Genomic DNA, 19,281 nt, shown 5'->3' on the forward strand with positions numbered 1-19,281 from the left:
AAAGCAGCTAAATTGCAGTGTTTAAGACTTAAAAAAACGCCAATACAGAAAATAGACAATGACAAGGGCTTCTTTTGCCTTTTTTTTCGTTTGGTAAATTTCTTAATGTTTGTAGCTAAAGCAATTTAAGAGACCGAAAATGGTGTCATTCCAGCGCGTTACGCTGGAATCTAGTCTTTATTATGCAGCCACTTATTTAAAGTTAAGTTTTCTGGATCCAAGTAGTCTGGGCACTGGGATGACACCTTGACAATCGTCATCCCGCTACGTGTTAGCGGATGAGATACCGCGGCGGTATGACGTAGGGGTTGCCGAGAACTTGTCATTCCAGTCTGGAATCCAGTTTTCTTTACAAATTCACCAAAAGTGCTTCATTCTATAACGCAAAACCCATACTTACCAAACCCAATGCATTACTTGCAATTAAGTTTCCTGGATTCCAGATTAGAATGACACCGTCATAAAAGAACCAGTGTCAGCTACTTGCATGACACCTTCCTGATAGACAATGTTCGTACAGTGTCAGCTACTCATACCAATTCTCATTGTTGGTCAGTCAAATAGGAGAAATTGCAGAGTTGTTTAATTGTGGAGCTGGCAAGAGAAGTAATAAATTTGCACAAAGCACCCTAAAGCAGAGCAATTGTATCGTATATTTTATTGCGCAAAATGTTCTGTTTTATATATAACCAAAGCCTCTCAACAAGATTTAGCTCAGGTGAATATGTAGGTAGGTATATAATGTCGATATTTTTAGGTACCTTTAAATTTTTTGACCTATGCCAACTAGCACAGTCCATAACGAGAAAAGCCTCTCGTGTTTCTAGATATTGCGACATCTGCTCAAGAAATATGTTCATGCAATCAGTGTTGACATTTGGTGCAAATAAGCTAGAACTCTCTCCATTTCTAGGATTAACCGCACTATAGAGATAGAAATTTTGCCTAACTAATTTTGTTTTAACCTGTGTTCTAATCCCCTTTTTAAACCACCCATGTCCAACCTTTGAATGTGTGCCAAACCTTGATTCATCAAAGAAAAATAGCTCTTTTTCTGGATACTTGCTAATAGCTCCATTGAGATTTTTTTTTGAATTCCTCTTGTTTGCTTTTATCTTGTCCATTATGAACTGGTCTGGGTGTAATATATGAGAATTTCATCTTTTGCATATAGCGGTGTACTGTAGATTTGCTGATATTTAATCCGAACTTTTCCTGGATTCTTATTCTCATTTCTTTAATGGTAATATTAGGATTTTCTTCTATCCACTCTTCAATTTGCCGTAGTTGATCCTGATTTAATTTAGTTTTTCTACGCCGTTGTGGAGGAGTAAACAGTTTTTCTTTTCTGCCAAATTTCAAGAGTTTTACCCACGAAGTTAGTGCGCTTCTTGAAATGCAATATATTTTTGCTACAGCCGCTATACTGTGCTTTTTTGCTGCAATTACAGCATTTAGTTTTTTTGAAACATATGCATTGTTCCTTACTTTCTTCAGCATTTCTTTTGCTGATTCTACTACTTTTTCATCCAATAATTTTAATCTTAATGCCATTTATACCTCAACTATTTTACTTGCTTCATTATGGCTTTTCTTCCATCATTGTCCATCTGGTTGCCTTGTAATGGGAATTGGTATTAGATGGCAGGGAGGAGCTACTTGAATGACGGTTCTTATCGTCGGTAAACTTAGAGCTATAATAACTATTTGCCTTTTTTCTACTTAAGTTTGGGTTATGCAAGAAGTCTAATAGAGCGAAATATGGAAGACAAAAGATAAGTGCATTCTACGCAGCATGTTCGTCCCGCTAATTAATAATATCTTTATTATTGTATGAGATAGGTAATTTAGCATTTATGAATTTGTAATGTGTTACGCATAGCTCAAAGAAATAAGGTTTACTGGTTACACGCTGCAGCCAATGCCACAACACTAGGATCTATGTTTGTCTGCATGTTAATTTGCGTTGTGATTTTATGGAGGTCTTCTGTTACCTATGCTAGTGAAAATTTGGAGATACAGAAGGCCTTTGATAGTGTTGTCAAGCATATAAAAGCTGATAAAAAGTATAAAGATCTTGATGTTATTGAGAGAAAAAGTGACAAATTTAATATCAAAATTGCGCAGAATTCTGGCAAGAGTTTTGACATATACTCTACTTTAAAAAAAGCAAAGGATTCCTTTGAGTCAGGAGATAATGAAAAAGCTATTTCTCTCCTTAATCGGATCATCACAAAGTTTCCTTATCATAAAAATGCTTTAATTGGATTGGGAAATATTTATTACGCTAATAAAGAATACAAAAAAGCTGTAGAGATTTACACAAGACTGTTAAAAGAATACCCTAGTAACCCTTACATATTAAAAAATTTTCTGACGATAATCTCACGATATGATCCTGATCTGGCGTTGAGTGAAATGTTGAAATTGTATAATATACATAAAAATTATGCTCCTTTATTAGCAAATTTAGGTCTGATTTATATGAAAAAGGAGGATTATGTAAAAGGTAAAGAGTATATGACAACTGCTATTTCCCTTGATGAAAACAATATTTTTTATACCTATAATTTAGCTGTTATTCTAGATAAACTTTCAGATTTTAAAAATGCTACAATATTCTACTTAAAGTTGTTGAACATGGCTACAACTTCGAAAGATGTGAGTGAAAAAATACCTTTATACAAAGTGACAGCAAGACTAAAATTTATAAAACTCCACAGCACTCACCCAAAGATTTCATAAAAGCTTATAGCTTACCTAAATCTAATTTATCGCTATTTTTGTTTACAATAATAATATTGAGCTATAGAATTACATCTAAAGGGGCAATTAGCTCAGCTGGTAGAGCATCTCGTTTACACCGAGGAGGTCGGCAGTTCAAGTCTGTCATTGCCCATTTGCTTAACTGAATGTTAATATTATTAATTACTTCAATCAAAATATAGAAAATGCAGGATAATATAGTACCAATCTCAATAGTAAAAGAGCTGGAAGATTCTTATCTCTCTTACGCAATGAGCGTTATCATAAGCCGGGCTATACCTGACGTGCGAGATGGATTTAAACCTGTTCATAGGCGCATATTATATGCAATGTCAAGGGCTGGATACGATGCTGGTAAACCATATAAAAAGGCGGCTCGTATAGTAGGGGATGTAATGGGGAAATATCACCCACATGGTGATGCAGCTATTTACGATTCCTTGGTTAGAATGGCCCAAGATTTCTCTCTTCTTTTACCACTTGTTGATGGACAAGGTAACTTTGGTTCGATAGACGGAGATCCACCCGCTTCGATGCGATATACAGAAGCAAGGCTTCACAAAGTGTCGCACTTCTTACTAAATGATATTGACGAAGATACAGTTGATTTTAGGCCAAACTATGATGGAAATGAAACAGAGCCTGTTGTACTGCCTGCAGAATTTCCGAATCTATTGGTAAATGGTGCAAGCGGTGTTGCAGTTGGTATGGCAACCAATATTCCTTCTCACAACCTTGGAGAAATAATAGATGCTTGTATGTTATATATAGATAATCCTGAAGTTACTTTGGATGAGTTACTTGAAGTGATGCCAGGGCCGGATTTCCCAACTGGGGGAACGATTCTTGGAAGGTCTGGAATAAGATCAGCATTTGCAACGGGTCGTGGATCAGTTGTTGTGCAAGGCAAGACTCACATGGAAGACCTGCCACAAGATAGGCAAGCAATAGTGATTGATGAAATACCTTACCAGGTAAATAAAGTAAAATTAATTGAGAAGATAGGTGAGCTTGTAAAAGAAAAAAGAATTGATGGCATAACAGAAATTAGGGATGAGTCTGATAAGTCTGGTATTAGAGTAGTAATTGACCTCAGAAGAAATGCTGAAGCAAGTTTTATACTTAATCAAATATTGGGACTAACTCCACTAAGAAGTAGTTTTAGTGTTAACACTTTAGTCCTCAACAACAACAGGCCTGCTTTGATGTCATTAAAAGAAATCATAGCTGCTTTTGTTGATTTTAGAAAAGAAGTATTAATCAAGAGAACAGAATTTCGTCTAAGAAAAACGAGGGAAAAAGCTCATATATATATAGGGCTCTACATTGCGGTCTTGAGCATAGATGAAGTGATAAAAATCATCCGTGGTGCAAAAGATCCTGCGGAAGCAAGTAGAGAACTTTTAAATAAAGAATGGAAAACTTCAGCTGAGATAAACACAATTATTGGATTAATCTCAGACAGTACAAGCTTTTTGAAAGACGGAGTGTATAGATTAACTGAGCTGCAAACGAAAGCTATTCTTGACATGAAATTGCAACGTTTAACAGGCCTTGAAAAAGACAAATTAGAAGCTGAGCTAAGTTCAATGATCAACCTGATAAAAGAATATATCGCTTTTCTTGGCTCAGGAGAGAAGTTGATGAAAGAAATAAAAAACAATCTACAAGAAATAAAGAACAGATTTGCTGTGCCGCGAAAAACTTCAATAGAGGAATTAGATACGGACATTGAAGCTGAAGATCTAATTCCACGAGAGGATATGGTGATAACCGTAACTATGAATGGTTATATCAAGCGTGTGAAGCTTTCTCATTATAGAACTCAGCGTCGTGGTGGAAAAGGAAAGCTAGGACAAGGATTAAAAGAAGAGGATGTAACCACAAAATTATTTGTTGGGAATACCCACACTAGCCTTTTATTCTTTTCTAATATTGGCCGAGTTTATAGATTAAAAGTTTATAAGTTACCTCTTGCAGAGCCAACTGCACGTGGAAGAGCACTTGTTAATATATTCCCGCTTAGCGATGGTGAAACTATAACTAATATAATGCCATTACCAAGTGAAAATGACGAAAATCAAAACATAGTTTTTGCTACTGCTCATGGGAACATAAGGCGCAACTCTTTAGCGGATTTTCACTATATTCCAAGCAATGGAAAAATAGCAATCAAGCTCGATGAAGGAGATAAGTTAATATCAGTTAAAGTATGCAATGAAATTGATCATGTTTTTCTTTCAACAAGATTCGGCAAAAGTATCAGATTTGTTGTAAGTGATGTGCGTCAATTTAAAAGTCGCAATTCAGATGGCGTAAGAGGTATCAAACTTGCAAAGAATGACAGCGTGATATCCATGACCATATTAAATGGGATAGGTGTAGCAACAGAAACAAAAGAACTTTACTTAAAAGTTCCACTTGCAAAAAGACTGGGGACTGCAATTAATAACTCCATTGATTCTAAATTGGAAAAGACTTTGAATGATTTAGGAATAGATAACGAATTGTTCTTAAAACTTGCATTGAATGAGGAGTTTATATTAACTATTACCGAAAATGGCTTTGGTAAAAGAACTTCTGCGTATGAGTATAGAATAACTAACAGGGGTGGTGTTGGTATCACCAATATTCTTACTACCAACAGAAACGGTAATGTTGTTGCTAGTTTTCCAGTTGAGCAGGGTGATAATATCATGCTTATTACAGATAAAGGAAAGTTAATTCGTATTTCAGTAAATGATATCAGAATTGCAGGACGTAGCACTCAAGGAGTCACTCTGTTTAAAACAGAGAGTAGAGAAAAGGTGGTGTCAGTAGCGAAAATTGAAGATCCTGATTCCACTGAAGATAGTATTTCTGAAGTTGAAAACTCTATCTCTTCTCAGCTGTAGTACAGGTTAAACAAAAAGCGCAAGTTTTTGTTGATTAATACGCATTATTTAATTTAAAATATATACTTATGGCTAAGTAGAGATCAATGGACAAAAATTTAACTAAAAATAAAAAACCACTGGCAAACAAAGAGGATAAAAAAACACCTCCCGTTAAAGATCTTACTAAAAATAAGAGTAGGAGAGATTTTATAACATTAACTACATGCGCTATGGCAGGTATAGGAGCTGCAAGTGGACTTTGGCCACTGGTTAAGTCTATGAATCCTTCTGCTGAAGTTTTAGCAACTTCCACAGTGGAGGTGAATTTGTCTGGAATTCAGGAAGGACACGGAGTAAAAGTAAAGTGGCAAGGTAAACCAGTATTCATTCGTAGACGCACAAAGCAAGAAATTGAGGCTGCAAGAGCTGTGAATGTGAAGAGCTTGAGGGATCCTCAATTAGATGAGCAGAGAGTATACGAAGGAAAAGACGAATGGTTAATTATGCTTGGAATATGTACACATCTTGGGTGTGTGCCGATTGATCACGCTACAAAAGATGGTAACGGTTGGTTCTGCCCTTGCCACGGTTCATATTATGACACATCAGGCCGAGTAATTGGGGGTCCTGCACCAAAAAATATGGTTGTACCTGATTATTTTTTTCCCAGTAAGAATGTTGTGGTAATTGGCAAGAAGGCTTAACGGATACAATAAACTCGTTAAAAAAAACTCACAGGATCAACATCTATTATCACTGCAATACTCGAATTCAAGTTACAATTTTTAATCCAACATTTCAACTTCTTTTGTATAGATAGACTGTGCTTATTGTGTATTTTTAGCAACACCCTATACCGATACTTATTATTTAAGAAATTTATTGCTGCTGGTGATGGACCAAGAATTTCAAATTCCTTTTTGTCTGCACTTACATTTTTTTCCTGAATACAAGTAGTTGAGCTACTTGTATGACAGAGAAGAGATTTTACTATTTCATTCGCTGCTTTTTGTGTCGCAATCTGATTCTTACCACAAATTATAAGCGCTATTAATCTGCTAAATGGTGGCATTTTGGCTTCACGTCTTGACTTAAGTTCAATTTCATAAAATGAGTCCCTTTTTTGATGCAGCAATGCTTTTATTATTGAACTTTCAGGGTTGTTGGTTTGCACTATTACCATTCCTTTTTCATTAAACCTTCCTGATCTGCCTGCAACTTGGTGTAATAATTGATACGTCTTTTCCGCTGCTCTTAAATCAGAATTTTCGAGACTCAAATCTGCATTTATTACTCCAACCAAAGTTAATTTGGGGAAATTGTGCCCCTTAGCAATTATTTGTGTGCCGATTATAATGTTCACCTCTTCTTTCAGTACCAAGTCAATTACGTTACTAACCGACTTCTGATCGCTGCTTATCATCGCAGTTTTTGCGTTTGGTATTAATTTCACCATTTCTTCAAGTAACCTTTCAATTCCTACGCCATAAAGTGACAATGACTGTTCACCTTGGCAATTAGAACATTTCTCTGGAAGTTTTAATTGATAAGAGCAATGATGGCACAAAAGAGCATTTTTTTTCTTGTGATATGTAAGCCAAACAGCACAATTTAAGCAGGAAATTTTATATCCACACTTTTTACAAACTGCCAGTTGTGCATACCCTCGGCGGTTTAAAAAGAGCATAACCTGCTGTTTTTTCTCTATGGTTTGTTTGATGCTTTCAAAAAGCTCAGAGGAGATCCATTGCTTGTTGTTCCTCATATCTACTACTTTAATGAGTGGCAATTCTGCACCACCGAATCGCTTGGTTAGCTTTACATGATTGTAATTCCTGCTTTTAACATGATGAATCGTTTCAAGCAGTGGAGTTGCTGATGATAAAATAATCGGAATATTTTCAAATTTGGCTAAGATTATCGCCATATCTCGAGCATTATATATAATTCCCTGTTCTTGTTTAAAAGATGAGTCGTGCTCTTCATCAATGATAATCAATTTTAGGTTTTTATAAGGCAAAAAAAGTGCTGACCGTGCACCAATAATTATCTGCGCATTTCCACTTGCTATATTGAGCCAATTATTCCGGCGAGTTTTTGGAGTGAGCCTTGAGTGCCATTCAACTAAGTTTTTTGATATCTGACCGCGAACACGATTTACCAATTGTGAAGTTAAAACAATTTCAGGCAAGAGGATTAAAATTTGTGCACTGTTTACAGTTTCTACCAATTTTGCAATTGCGGATAAGTAAACTTCCGTTTTTCCAGATCCTGTCTCACCGTCAAGCAAAGTCACTGAATACTCATTCAAACTGCTTATTATTTTATCGCTAGCTATCTGCTGTTCAGGGTTTAATTGGCAACTTATTTCACTTATTTCCTGCTTCTGCTTAGCACAAACCAATTTATCTATTTGGTTTACTTTTAACACTCCTCCCATTATCACTTTGGCAAGCATACCAATAGGCATTACATTGTATTGTGCAACCCACTCTGCAAATGTGATCAATTTTGGTCTAATATTTGGTAAATCGATTTTTTGCTCAATAAATTTTAATGCTCGACCACTCTTGTCACTATATTTCCAAACTATTCCGATCAAGCGTTTTTTGCCAAATGGCACCACTACGTAATCTCCAAGTAAAATCTCAGTATTTTCCTCAATTGCATACGAAAATAACTGATCAATTGGAAGTGGTAGTAATACATCAACTGTTCTTGTCATAGCAGCCTAAGTTTAGCACTGTTTTGAAAATATTCGTTTGATTTGTGGATTGATTGGTTAAACTGGTATAGCATTATACTAAATTAATTTGATTGGGGGAGTGAGTATGATTCCAAAAACACGTAAAGAGGCATTCAAAGTATTAGGATTGTCAGAGAGTGCAAGCACAGAAGAGATTAAGAAGGCATATTACGAGCTTGCATTGAAATGGCATCCCGACAAATGGTCAGATAAAAGCCAAGAAGAGCAAAAGACAGCAACAGAAAAGTTTAAAGAAATATCAGTAGCATATAAAATATCAATAGGCGAGATAACTGAAGAATTCATTAGCCAACAGCCTAATGATGATTGGGTTGATGAGTGTATGGGAGGCATTTTTGGATCACACTTAAATAGTATAGAAATTTATTTATTCACTGTTCTTGCAGGTGGATTTTTGAAAGAAGCGGAGTTATTATTACCAAAAATTACAAATCCTAATATAAAGAGTCAACCTGGTAATGTTAGTATTGAGGACAAAGCACCATTACATTATATTGTGCAAAATGCTTGTGATAAGCCTAACGGTGGTTGGGAAGTACTTCTTGAGAAATTTTTATCATCAGATAATGATACAGGAACAGGTGTAGCCATAAATTCGATGCTCCCACAGAAAGAATTTGTAGATGTTAATATTGGCGATCAAATAGGTACTACCCCTCTTCACGTGGCTTCAAAGTACGGTCGTATGGACTTGATACAAGTTCTTTTAAAATATGGAGCAGATGTGAATAAGCTGGATAAATTGTCACACAGTCCATTATATCAAGCTGCTAGTGGTAACCATGTTCAAACTGTAAAACTGCTTTTAGAGCACAAGGCTAAAATTAGTAATGGTGAGAGGTTTCTTACTCATGGTACAATTCTTTATGACCTTGCTGAAGGGGAATATAGTGCAGAAGTGACAACAATGCTTTTAGGCAGAGCTTCTACCGAGGAAAAGAATAAAATATTTTTAGAGTCTTGTAGGATAGGCAAGGTTGAGCTTGTAAGCAAGCTACTTTCTGAATATAGAGTTAATCCTAATCTGATATCGATAGATGGGTGTGCAACTATTTTGCAAGATATATGTCAATTCAACAAACCTAATTCTGTTAACATCGCTAACCTTTTATTACTAGCAGGAGCTGAACAAACTCTAGTAGTAGGAAAGTGGCCAAGTGCATTAGAAATTGTTCAACAACAGAAAAACAAGGAATTTATAGAATTATTTGCTCAGTATAAAAATAAAACAGGTTCACCCGTACAACACACTAATAATCATTTCCAACCAACTTTAAGACCAGGAGTGCAAAGTGCTCAGCCACCTATAACAGATAATAAGAATCATCATTCTCCACAAAAACAAGCTTCAGGAATTTCCCCAAGAGTTATAGGCTTAGCATTATTATTTGGTGCTGTAGGAGCTACGCTAGTTGCAATAGGAATTATACCTGAGATTATTGCTATCGGAGTAATTGCAACTGCTGTATTATTAGGAATTGCAAGTGCAGCATTAGGTGGTATAGTAGGGTATCTTACAGACATAACAGTAAACAAATGTTGTAATAGTGAAGCTGTTATGAAAGCTGCATAACTAACAACTAATGTCATTCAAATAGCTCGTCTAGGCATGTTTTTTTCTGGATTCTATAGTATTTTCTAAAACGAATGATAAACGTCTAAAATGGTATTACCAACTAAAAGGTGTAAGTCTGTACATTGATGCATTAGAGGTCTGAGGCGACTTTTGATGGTGTGCCAACAATGCTCTATCGGATTTAGATCAGGTGAATATGTTGGAAGATAAAGCAAATGACAGCCAAAAGACTCTATTAATGACTTTGTTTTGGGAGTTTTATGGAATGTAGCATTATCCATAACTATGGTTGTATTACGCTGCAATTGTGGAAGTAATCTTCGCTCTAACCATACATTAAATACATCTTTATTACACCCTTCTGTGAAGGTCATTGGTGCAATAAACTTCTTTTCAATCCATCCACCTATTATACTCATACCAATTCTCATTGTTGGTCAGTCAAATAGGAGAAATTGCAGAGTTGTTTAATTGTGGAGCTGGCAAGAGAAGTAATAAATTTGCACAAAGCACCCTAAAGCAGAGCAATTGTATCGTATATTTTATTGCGCAAAATGTTCTGTTTTATGTATAACCAAAGCCTCTCAACAGGATTGAGTTCAGGTGAATATGGAGGTAGGTATATAATCTCAATATTTTTAGCTACCTTTAAATTTTTTGACTTATGCCAACTAGCACAGTCCATAACAAGAACAGCTTCTCTTGTCCCTAGATATTGCGACATTTGCTCAAGAAATACATTCATGCAATCAGTGTTAACATTTAGTGCAAATAAGCTAAAACTCTCTCCATTTTTAGGATTAACTGCACTGTAGAGATAAAAATTATGCCTACCTAATTTTATTTTAACCCGAGTCCTAGTGCCTTTTTTAAACCATCCATGCCCAACTTTCGAATGTGTGCCAAACCTTGATTCATCAAAGAAAAATAGCTCTTTTTCTGGATACTTGCCAATAACTTCATTGAGATTTTTTTTTGAATTCCTCTTGTTTACTTTTATCTTGTACGTTGTGTACTGGTCTTGGTGTAATATATGAAAATTTCATCTTTTGCATATGGCGGTGTACTGTAGATTTGCTGATATTTAATCCGAACTTTTCCTGGATTCTTATTCTCATTTCTTTAATGGTAATATTAGGATTTTCTTCTATACATGCTTCAATTTGCTGTAGTTGAGCCTGATTTAATTTAGTTTTTCTACGGCGTGATGGAGGAGCAAACAGTTTTTCTTCTCTGCCAAATTTCAAGAGTTTTATCCACGAAGTTAGTGCGCTTCTTGAAATTCAATATATTTTTGCTACAGCCGTTATACTATGCTTTTTTGCCGCAATTACAGCATTTAGTTTTTTTGAAACATATGCATTGTTCCTTACTTTCTTCAGCATTTCTTTTGCTGATTCTACTACTTTTTCATCCAATAATTTTGATCTTAATGCCATTTATACCTCGCTACTTCACTTACTTTAGTATGGCTTTTTTCCCATTATTGTCTATCCGTTCTTTGTATAGTGGGAATTGGTATTACAAGCAAACTTTCCTGGATTCCAGCGTCGCGCGCTGGAATGACAGAGCTATAGGTGTCATCCAAGTAGCGAGACTACTTGGATCTGAGCTGGATTACCAATCCGCAGAAATTGGAACATCTGCTGCGTCTGGAATCTCAAGTGGCGGGTATGACATTACTTCTCTCACATTTTTTTGGAAATCTGGATTACTTGAGACAGCCATATCTTTAATACTTTTTTCAATACCCTTTTTGAAATCATGATCTTGTACTAACTCAGCAGCTGATGGAACTAATAACTCCCTTGCTGTCTTTGTATTATTACTATACGCTTTGGCGTTTTCATCAAGAAATCCTCCTAATTTATCCACAAGGACTGATTTGTTGCCATCTTGTACAGCAAGTATTGCATCTGCTAAAGCTTTTCCTTTATCTGCTTGGGTTGAAATATTGGAACCATCAGTTTTAACAAAAGCAGTATCTGCAGCAGTTTTAGTATAAACATCTGCAGTATTAGCTTTGTTGGCTAGATCATCTGCACCAGCTTTCTTTCCTAGCTCAGTATCGACGTAATTCTTGTCAGCTTTCCTTTTCAACTCATCATCCACACCTTTTTTAGTATATATACCTGCATTATTAGCACCTTTACTGAGTTCCGTTATCAATTTTCCTAAAAAATCACTGTTAGTTGTAAGGTTTTCTATTATATCTATTGTACTCAATCTGTCACTCAACGCCATATCACACTCTCCGTTAATTATAAAAACCATAGTGTGCATGAAAAAAGTATAATTTTCGTTAATGCTAGATTTTGCATAAGATTTCCTTGAAACTTTTCATTTTAGAATTCTTCTCTTGTCATTCAAGTAGCTGACACTGATTTGATCGAAAATGTTGTATAGTGCACAATCAATTTTTCTGGATCCCAGTGTCAAGCACTGGGATGACAAGGGAGGGAAGTACTGGAATGACAGGAGAAGGTACTGGAATGACACCCTGACAATCGTCATCCCGCTACTTGTTAGCGGGATCTATGCTAAGAGATACCGCGAATGAATCGCGGTATGACGTAGGAAAACCTTTCTTGGGTTAGCTATAGATACAGGCCGAGTTGTGGTCGTGATAAATGTGGTCGCTTGCGCAATCGAACATTTTCACAAAGCCACTTTCCAGATAAGAGTTATATTCATTATGTTGACCTAAAAATATAGTGCTATCTTGTGTTTCTAGGCTGAAACCGCTTGTATCTGACAGCAACTCATAGTTTAAATCATCTATTTTGGTGATACTACTTATTACTTTACCCTTCTCATCAGATATAGCAAAATCATAATGATCACCATCCTTCATTATCTTGATGGATACCTTGTCTTCAGGTAACACTATAAGCTTCTTCGTATTACTATCGTGGATTACGAACTTGCCTTTTTCAAAATAATATTTGTCTTCCGGCAAAGCACCAACCTTATAATTCGATGCGTGCAATTTGTGCCAAAACTTTAACACAGAGCCTTTGTCCTCCCCTTCTGCTCTATCATACAAGGCTTTTACATCATGATAATCTATGGTTACATTTGCCTTGTGCTTCCCTTCTGAGTCCTGCTCGCGACTCTTTTCTATTTTTAGAATTGTATCTTTCAACACCTGCTCTTTCTCCTCCACTGAAGCTGACCTTTTTGCCCTTGTTGGAATTTGTGGCTGATCAGACTGCATTTCACTATTGTCGTTTGATGCAGTTTTCTCTTCAGCAACAACATTAGTAGTACTATGGCTCATGTGTGACGTATCAACTTCTGTCTTAGTTTCACTTACCTGCCCTTTTGGACTTTCGGTTTGTTTCTCTTTTGTGAATATTCTCTGATAGTCCGTGTAGCCTCTATTAGTATCACCGATATCGCCATCACCTTGATCGAAAGTTATTTTTTTACTTCCATTCCCCATGTCCTCAATTTCAACTTGAGGAGAAACAGACGCTAGGAAATCGTTATAACTATAGTTGTAGTCAGCAGAAAAGAATATTTTCCCTTTGAAGTTATGGAAATTATTAGATAACATTCCAATTTCTTCATCAGTATCACCATCAAATAGTTTTACTTTAGTGAAATATGCTTGATCTTTTATTCTAACTATCTCACCGCTAGAGTTTCTTTGTATGTGGTAATCATTTGGGTCGTACTTTATAGCAAAAAGTTTGCCAGAGCCATATTTCTCTAAGTTTATAAGGCCCACATTTATATGTTTATGGGAATAATCTCTCTTCTCATATTCATGTGCAAATATTGGATCTATATATCTATATTCATCTGATATATTTGGCATACCTATTGGATGTTCATCACCATCTTTCGTCACCGGAACAAGCTTATATGCTCCGTCTTTTTCCACTAATTTTAGATGAGTAATACTTTGTGGTAGTTGAAACCTTACATTTGCTCCATGGTCATGAATAAATAGATCACCTTTTTCGGTAATATAAAAGCCCATATTTTTGAATGTATGTAAATTTTCGCCTCCTTGTTTTACAACCGCTTCGTGTACATCATCGTCTGTCCTGTCGGTTCCCTTATTATCCAATAATCTTCCTTTTTCTACGATTACTCCATTTGCCTTTTGCTCATCAGAATATTGGGCATGCTCTGAATCCTGATGATTCAAAATTTTGGTACCTCTGAGAAGCAGAGAATCTAAATCTTTTTGGATGTGTCCAGTGCTAGGATGCAACAACTCATTTTCATGTAAATGCGCCTCATCAAAGTATTCATCACGTTCAACTGTTCTGCCATCTATCAGAGAAGCTTTATAATGACCATTTTCTTTTGTAACTGCCATGTAAGCACCGCCTTCGTATGAAACATTTAAGTTATGTAATATGTCCTCAAAAACAAAAGTTTCTTTAGTTTGGCCTTCAACTTGCTTAAAAAATCCTGATTCGCTCGATAATTCTCCAAGTTTTGTATTTCCATCATATATAGACAGTGCACCCATATCTACTTGACCATGAGCTTGCATAGAAAAAATCTTACCTTCTTGTAGATCAATATGATTTGTACCTCTTATCAAGTTTGAATCGATATTGATCATCTCTTCTAACATCTTTTCTACGTCGATGTTCTTAGTCGCTTTTACTTGTTCTAAGCCAGTGTTTATGGTTTTATCAAGCAAGGTACTTTTTAAATTTTCATACTTATCTAGTATTGCATCTTTCAGTTGTGTATATTTGTCTTGTGTAGCACTATATAATCTCTTATCTTCATTACGATAATTAGTGCTGGCTGAATTGCATTTTTCTACAAATTTCTCATAAGAGATCTCTCCTCTTTTGTATTGCTTGTATGCATCATGACGCTGTGTTTCTTCCTGTTCACGCAGGCCTTTCAACACATCATCATCCTTCTGCTTATTTAAGTCTTCTAGCTCGCTCGCACGTATTTTTTCTAAGTCTTCTTTCCCATTATAGTAAGATTTTCTTAGATCTTCACCATATTTTGATAGCATCCTTAAAGCCTGATTTTTATACTCTTGACTGTTTTGATATTCATTACCTTGTTGATCAGAGTAAGTTAGTTTATCCTGTCCATCAGAAGTTTTGATTACCTTTAAGAAATGATATTCCTTTGATATATCGAGGTTATCATTTGTTGCCCTATTAACAGCACGAGCAACATTATGAAATGCAACATGTTCTACAGGAGAAAAACTTCCAACGTTTTCTCCATCTATTTTTTCTATATTTGCTTTATAGTAGGATATGTTTTTAATTTCTCCACCCACTATTTCTTGACCAGTTGCTATAAAATCTCCTTTTGTAACCTGCAAAGCGTTGAGATGTTCCATTGCAGTTTCTGTATCATTCTCAGCAAGCCAACTTTTGAAGTCAGCATCATGTCCTTTTATGTCTTTCAAGAAACTTTTTGACTCATCTGAGTTACCTTGACGTAAAGCATCTAGGTAGTCTCTTAATAAACTAGGATCTTTTTCCTGTAAGTACATTATCAACGCATGACCTGTTTTATAAACCAGGCTATTTGCTTCGCTGTCCTTTGAATATTCTAAACTTAAAATTTTATCTAAATCCAAATTTGCAGCTTCAGTTTTGTCGATACTTGACCCTTGAGAATTGAATTTATGATCTGAATGATGCTCAAAGTAATCTGCAATTCCTTCCATTAATACTGTAGGTAGGTGCTTACCTCCTGTAGCCAAGTAAGTTAAACCATGTGCAAATTCATGCTGAAGGTTATAAACGCCACCTTGCTGATAGACATACATTTCAGCAAAAATATCAGCTTCCCCTTTGTAGTAACATTTACCACCCTCATCTCCAAGGTAAGAACCGAAACGCTCGCTTCCGCCAAGGTGAGTGTAATCATCCTTGTCATCAAACATATAAATTTTAAATGTTTGTTCTGAGTTGCTGTGTTCTAACTTGAATGTATCTTTAAAACTAGTAGCTGTTTCTTTTATCTCACTTTCAATTGTTGCAATTTTACTTGCTCTTAAATTATGAGAATAAACTTCTACTTTAATATTTAAATCTTTAACTTCTACAACATGTGGCGAATTAAACCCTTTGCCGTTATTGTTAAAGTATTCTTCTTTAGTTATATTTTTATTTATTTGTTGATTGATTGTCATAATTCTAACCTCTAATTTATTAACTCTTCAAATATAAGGTGATCTCTACTAAAAAAGTGTGAATTTTCATATTGGTATAATCTATATCTTAGTGAAGAAATATAAGTAATTAATTTAATATGAACAATATAAGATATAGCTTGACCACAAAAAAAATCTAAATTCTAACGTTACATTAGGATAGGGTAAGAATTTAAAAGCAAATTGACTTTTATTCCACCAAAGCACTATACTAAAACCACGATGGGTAATTAGCTCAGTTGGTAGAGCACTTGCTTGACGTGCAAGCGGTCGCTGGTTCGAACCCAGTGTTACCCACGTTTTTGTTCATGAAAAGATTTTATATGACAGCAGTGCATAACGGCAAACACTCAGCAGCACAGTCCAAGCGCTTAATCTATTCCATAATAATAGTTGCGATAACAATGTTTATGGAAATAGTAGGTGGAATAATTTCACATTCGCTTGCTCTACTATCAGATGCAGGGCATATGCTCACTGACCTCTTTGCCTTAGTTTTAAGCTGGTTAGCACACAAATTTTCAGCTAAGAAATCTGATTTGCAAAGATCATACGGGTATCATCGGTTGCAGATAATTGCAGCATTTGTTAATGGTTTAACTTTATTCTTCATTGCAGTAATCATTATAATTGAGTCAATAAAAAGATTTATTTTTCCGGTAAATGTTGAGTGGAAAGTAATGTTAGTAATTGCTACACTTGGCCTGATCTCTAATATTATAGTCTTTTTTATATTACATAGTAAATGCGAGAGCAATATAAACATAAAAAGTGCTGTACTACACGTTATAGGAGATATTTTAGGTTCTGTAGCTGCTATACTTGCATCCATAATTATCATGTTTACTGGATGGCAAATGGTGGATCCGATTTTATCGGTATTTGTCAGTGTAATCATTTTGAATAGTGGCTACAAAATTCTAAAGAATTCTTGCCACATACTTCTTGAAGGCACACCTGAAGGGATATCTACTGAGGAAATAAAAAGTAAGATCACATCAGAATTACCTGAAGTGATAGATGTGCACCACATACATGCATGGTCACTGTCTGATAATTATTTTATAATTACCATGCATGCTAAAATAAAGCAAAATGTGCAGCACACCAATGTTTTATATGAAATAAAAAAAATATTGCTAGATAAGTTCGAGATAGCACACTCTACAGTCGAGATTGAATACGATGAGTGTGCGGATAATAAGATACTTAAACATTGACGTTTTAAATTACTATGCTATTACTAGAGTGTAATGATGTTGAAGGTAAGCTATGATAGGTATTTCTCAATTACAATTTACTTCAAAGGATTCTAGCAGGCTAAAGTTTTTTGTTTACCTTGGTATTATGCAAGCGTTGAATATATTAACTATGCCCACCAGTATAGCAATTTCTTTTGTGGCTATTCTTTACAGATCAGAGATCCAAACTTTTCTTACCTATAAAAAAATAAAGAATGAGGAAGTAAATAAAAAGGAATATTGGAAAATATTTATTAAAAATAATGTAATCAAGTCAGTGTTTTTTTTATCGTTAGTAGGATTTACGTTATATCTATCCTTTACTAAGACTCTCATATTAGCTTGGCTATTAGCACCGATACCATTAACGATGCTAATAATTTTGTTGCAACCTGAAGTCAGACCAAAAAAACTTAATCCTATTGCCCTGTTTAAGAATGCAGTGAATTTACTTTTGGATGGTGCACGAGAAAACTTATTCGGTATGAAGTATATTATTAATACTGCTATTGAACACACATTGCCTCATTTATCGAATGATAGTATTATTAACAATATTAATATATTAAAAGATAAATATGGTGAGAAGGTACCAGAACCTAAGGATGTTATACGTAATGATGAGTTTGTTAAGTTTATCCAGTATATAAAAGGAGAAAAAGAGTTTAGGAAGAGTAATGAACAAGAATTCATTAACTATCTTAATAGATGGTGCAATAATGATGAACAAGTTCATGTTTCTGGACTTACAGGAGGGCAAATTTTATACTTAGTTCTAAAGGCTTGTAATAGTGGAGATAGTGAATCAGTTGCAGCAAAAAGGCGGGAATTGACAAAGTCTTTAATGTATGCCATAAATTATGCTCAAGGGACGTTTATTCCTGAAACTTGCTTTACCGGTATTATTGGTGCTGCGATAAAGTCATTAGAAGGAATACACCCTGATATTAGAGTAGAATACCTTATGGAAGACAGAATTGGAACGGATGCAAAAGATGAGGCATGTAAGTTTATTAAGAAAGAGCTGCAGAAAAAGGAAAATCACGAAGAAATCCTCAATGCTTGGAACAAGTCAGATGATAACAGTAACCAAATAACTTCTAATTTTATTCAAGAAATCAAAATACCTTTAATGAGAAATTTGTTTAGCTTGGATTGTAGTGAACAGAATGTAGTAGATACAATAGAAAATCTTGAGTACATTAATCCAGGAAAATTAACCGACCTAAACATCAATAACATAGCAGAAACAGGGTCAGCACGTAAGTTATAAAAATTTATGTTCCTTTCCTTGCAAAAGATTTGCAATATTTTTGTGATGCTTTAAAAAAATTAATATTGCTACAATTAATAGTGCAAAAAATAAGTCTTTTTGAAAAAAGAAAGATGTCGCTACAATAGTTGCAGTAGCAGTCAATGAAGCAAGAGAAGAGTATCTAAAGATAAAAAATACCACTATCCAGGCAAATATAAATATCAAGGCAATTGGCATATTAAGTGCTATCAACACTCCCAGAGTTGTTGAAACTCCTTTGCCTCCTTTAAATTTTAGCCAAATAGGAAACATGTGCCCTAAAACTGCTAAAATTGCAGATACATATATATGAAAATCGTTATTATCACAAAATTGTTGTGCTATATAAACGGCGATGAATCCTTTCAAGGAATCCAGAAGTAATGCCAGAGCAGCAAGACATTTATTTCCTGTTCTTGCAACGTTTGTAGCGCCAATGTTTCCTGAACCTACTTCTCTTAAGTTTATCCCTTTTATTCTTGTAATGATTAAGCTAAACGGTATTGAACCTAATATGTAGGATAGTATAAGGATTACGTACCTCTCCATCATTCTAGCATCCTCTCTCTTGTCATCCCAGTGCGTGACACTTGGATCCAGC

At 35.2% G+C, this 19,281-nt stretch carries 11 protein-coding genes, 2 tRNA genes and 2 pseudogenes; 8 read left to right on the plus strand and 7 right to left on the minus strand.

Going from position 1 to position 19,281, the window contains the following annotated elements:
* Positions 1–542: 542 nt before the first annotated feature.
* Positions 543–1,554, minus strand: a pseudogene (locus OPR24_RS05765) (IS630 family transposase).
* Between the two features lie 315 nt (positions 1,555–1,869).
* Here OPR24_RS05765 and OPR24_RS05770 point away from each other — a divergent pair.
* The 4 genes from OPR24_RS05770 (at position 1,870) to petA (ending at position 6,346) form a co-directional block, all read left to right on the plus strand.
* Positions 1,870–2,745, plus strand: a complete 876-nt coding sequence (locus OPR24_RS05770) for a tetratricopeptide repeat protein (protein ID WP_265033122.1) — start codon at positions 1,870–1,872, stop codon at positions 2,743–2,745.
* Between the two features lie 81 nt (positions 2,746–2,826).
* Positions 2,827–2,899, plus strand: a tRNA-Val gene (locus OPR24_RS05775).
* Positions 2,900–2,951: 52 nt separating this feature from the next.
* Positions 2,952–5,660, plus strand: coding sequence for a DNA gyrase subunit A (gyrA, locus tag OPR24_RS05780; RefSeq protein WP_265033123.1), 2,709 nt, complete (start codon positions 2,952–2,954; stop codon positions 5,658–5,660).
* An 86-nt stretch (positions 5,661–5,746) separates the two neighbouring features.
* Positions 5,747–6,346, plus strand: a complete 600-nt coding sequence (gene petA, locus OPR24_RS05785; protein WP_265033124.1) for a ubiquinol-cytochrome c reductase iron-sulfur subunit — start codon at positions 5,747–5,749, stop codon at positions 6,344–6,346.
* A 17-nt stretch (positions 6,347–6,363) separates the two neighbouring features.
* Here the strand turns inward: petA and priA are convergent, their stop codons facing one another.
* On the minus strand, positions 6,364–8,367 hold the full coding sequence (gene priA / locus OPR24_RS05790) for a replication restart helicase PriA (RefSeq protein WP_265033125.1): 2,004 nt from the start codon (positions 8,365–8,367) through the stop codon (positions 6,364–6,366).
* Between the two features lie 106 nt (positions 8,368–8,473).
* On the opposite strand from priA, the gene OPR24_RS05795 reads away from it, so the two are divergent.
* Positions 8,474–9,982, plus strand: coding sequence for an ankyrin repeat domain-containing protein (locus OPR24_RS05795; protein ID WP_265033126.1), 1,509 nt, complete (start codon positions 8,474–8,476; stop codon positions 9,980–9,982).
* Positions 9,983–10,047: 65 nt separating this feature from the next.
* On the opposite strand, the gene OPR24_RS05800 is transcribed toward OPR24_RS05795, so the two are convergent.
* From OPR24_RS05800 to OPR24_RS05815, 4 genes and pseudogenes are all read right to left on the minus strand, one after another.
* Positions 10,048–10,416, minus strand: coding sequence for a transposase (locus OPR24_RS05800; RefSeq protein WP_265033127.1), 369 nt, complete (start codon positions 10,414–10,416; stop codon positions 10,048–10,050).
* Positions 10,413–11,424: pseudogene (locus OPR24_RS05805) on the minus strand (IS630 family transposase). The gene OPR24_RS05800 and the pseudogene OPR24_RS05805 overlap by 4 nt, the downstream one beginning before the upstream one ends.
* Positions 11,425–11,602: 178 nt before the next feature.
* Entirely contained in the window at positions 11,603–12,259 is a 657-nt protein-coding gene (locus OPR24_RS05810) for a hypothetical protein (protein ID WP_265033129.1), read from the minus strand.
* A gap of 319 nt (positions 12,260–12,578) precedes the next feature.
* Entirely contained in the window at positions 12,579–16,124 is a 3,546-nt protein-coding gene (locus tag OPR24_RS05815) for a peptidase M2 (protein WP_265033131.1), read from the minus strand.
* 245 nt (positions 16,125–16,369) lie between these two features.
* Between OPR24_RS05815 and OPR24_RS05820 the strand changes: the two genes are divergently transcribed.
* The 3 genes from OPR24_RS05820 to OPR24_RS05830 all read left to right on the plus strand — a co-directional run bounded on the left by OPR24_RS05820 (position 16,370) and on the right by OPR24_RS05830 (position 18,659).
* Positions 16,370–16,442 (plus strand) — tRNA-Val (locus OPR24_RS05820).
* Between the two features lie 11 nt (positions 16,443–16,453).
* Positions 16,454–17,365, plus strand: a complete 912-nt coding sequence (locus OPR24_RS05825; protein ID WP_265033133.1) for a cation diffusion facilitator family transporter — start codon at positions 16,454–16,456, stop codon at positions 17,363–17,365.
* Positions 17,366–17,417: 52 nt separating this feature from the next.
* On the plus strand, positions 17,418–18,659 hold the full coding sequence (locus OPR24_RS05830; RefSeq protein WP_265033135.1) for a hypothetical protein: 1,242 nt from the start codon (positions 17,418–17,420) through the stop codon (positions 18,657–18,659).
* Here OPR24_RS05830 and plsY read toward each other — a convergent pair.
* Positions 18,654–19,229 (minus strand): glycerol-3-phosphate 1-O-acyltransferase PlsY, encoded by a 576-nt coding sequence (plsY, locus tag OPR24_RS05835; RefSeq protein ID WP_265034016.1) that lies wholly within the window; start codon positions 19,227–19,229, stop codon positions 18,654–18,656. The two genes, OPR24_RS05830 and plsY, sit on opposite strands and share 6 nt — an antisense overlap.
* Positions 19,230–19,281 lie beyond the last annotated feature (52 nt).

This window comes from Wolbachia endosymbiont (group A) of Sicus ferrugineus (genome assembly GCF_947251515.1).
GTDB lineage: Bacteria > Pseudomonadota > Alphaproteobacteria > Rickettsiales > Anaplasmataceae > Wolbachia.

Excerpts from the sequence above, each read along its gene's own strand:
- OPR24_RS05815 (WP_265033131.1), bottom strand. The coding sequence starts at position 16,124 with ATGACAATCAATCAACAAATAAATAAAAATATAACTAAAGAAGAATAC.
- OPR24_RS05800 (WP_265033127.1), bottom strand. The coding sequence starts at position 10,416 with ATGAGAATTGGTATGAGTATAATAGGTGGATGGATTGAAAAGAAGTTT.
- gyrA (WP_265033123.1), top strand. The coding sequence starts at position 2,952 with ATGCAGGATAATATAGTACCAATCTCAATAGTAAAAGAGCTGGAAGAT.
- OPR24_RS05795 (WP_265033126.1), top strand. The coding sequence starts at position 8,474 with ATGATTCCAAAAACACGTAAAGAGGCATTCAAAGTATTAGGATTGTCA.
- OPR24_RS05825 (WP_265033133.1), top strand. The coding sequence starts at position 16,454 with ATGAAAAGATTTTATATGACAGCAGTGCATAACGGCAAACACTCAGCA.
- OPR24_RS05830 (WP_265033135.1), top strand. The coding sequence starts at position 17,418 with ATGATAGGTATTTCTCAATTACAATTTACTTCAAAGGATTCTAGCAGG.
- priA (WP_265033125.1), bottom strand. The coding sequence starts at position 8,367 with ATGACAAGAACAGTTGATGTATTACTACCACTTCCAATTGATCAGTTA.
- plsY (WP_265034016.1), bottom strand. The coding sequence starts at position 19,229 with ATGGAGAGGTACGTAATCCTTATACTATCCTACATATTAGGTTCAATA.
- petA (WP_265033124.1), top strand. The coding sequence starts at position 5,747 with ATGGACAAAAATTTAACTAAAAATAAAAAACCACTGGCAAACAAAGAG.
- OPR24_RS05810 (WP_265033129.1), bottom strand. The coding sequence starts at position 12,259 with ATGGTTTTTATAATTAACGGAGAGTGTGATATGGCGTTGAGTGACAGA.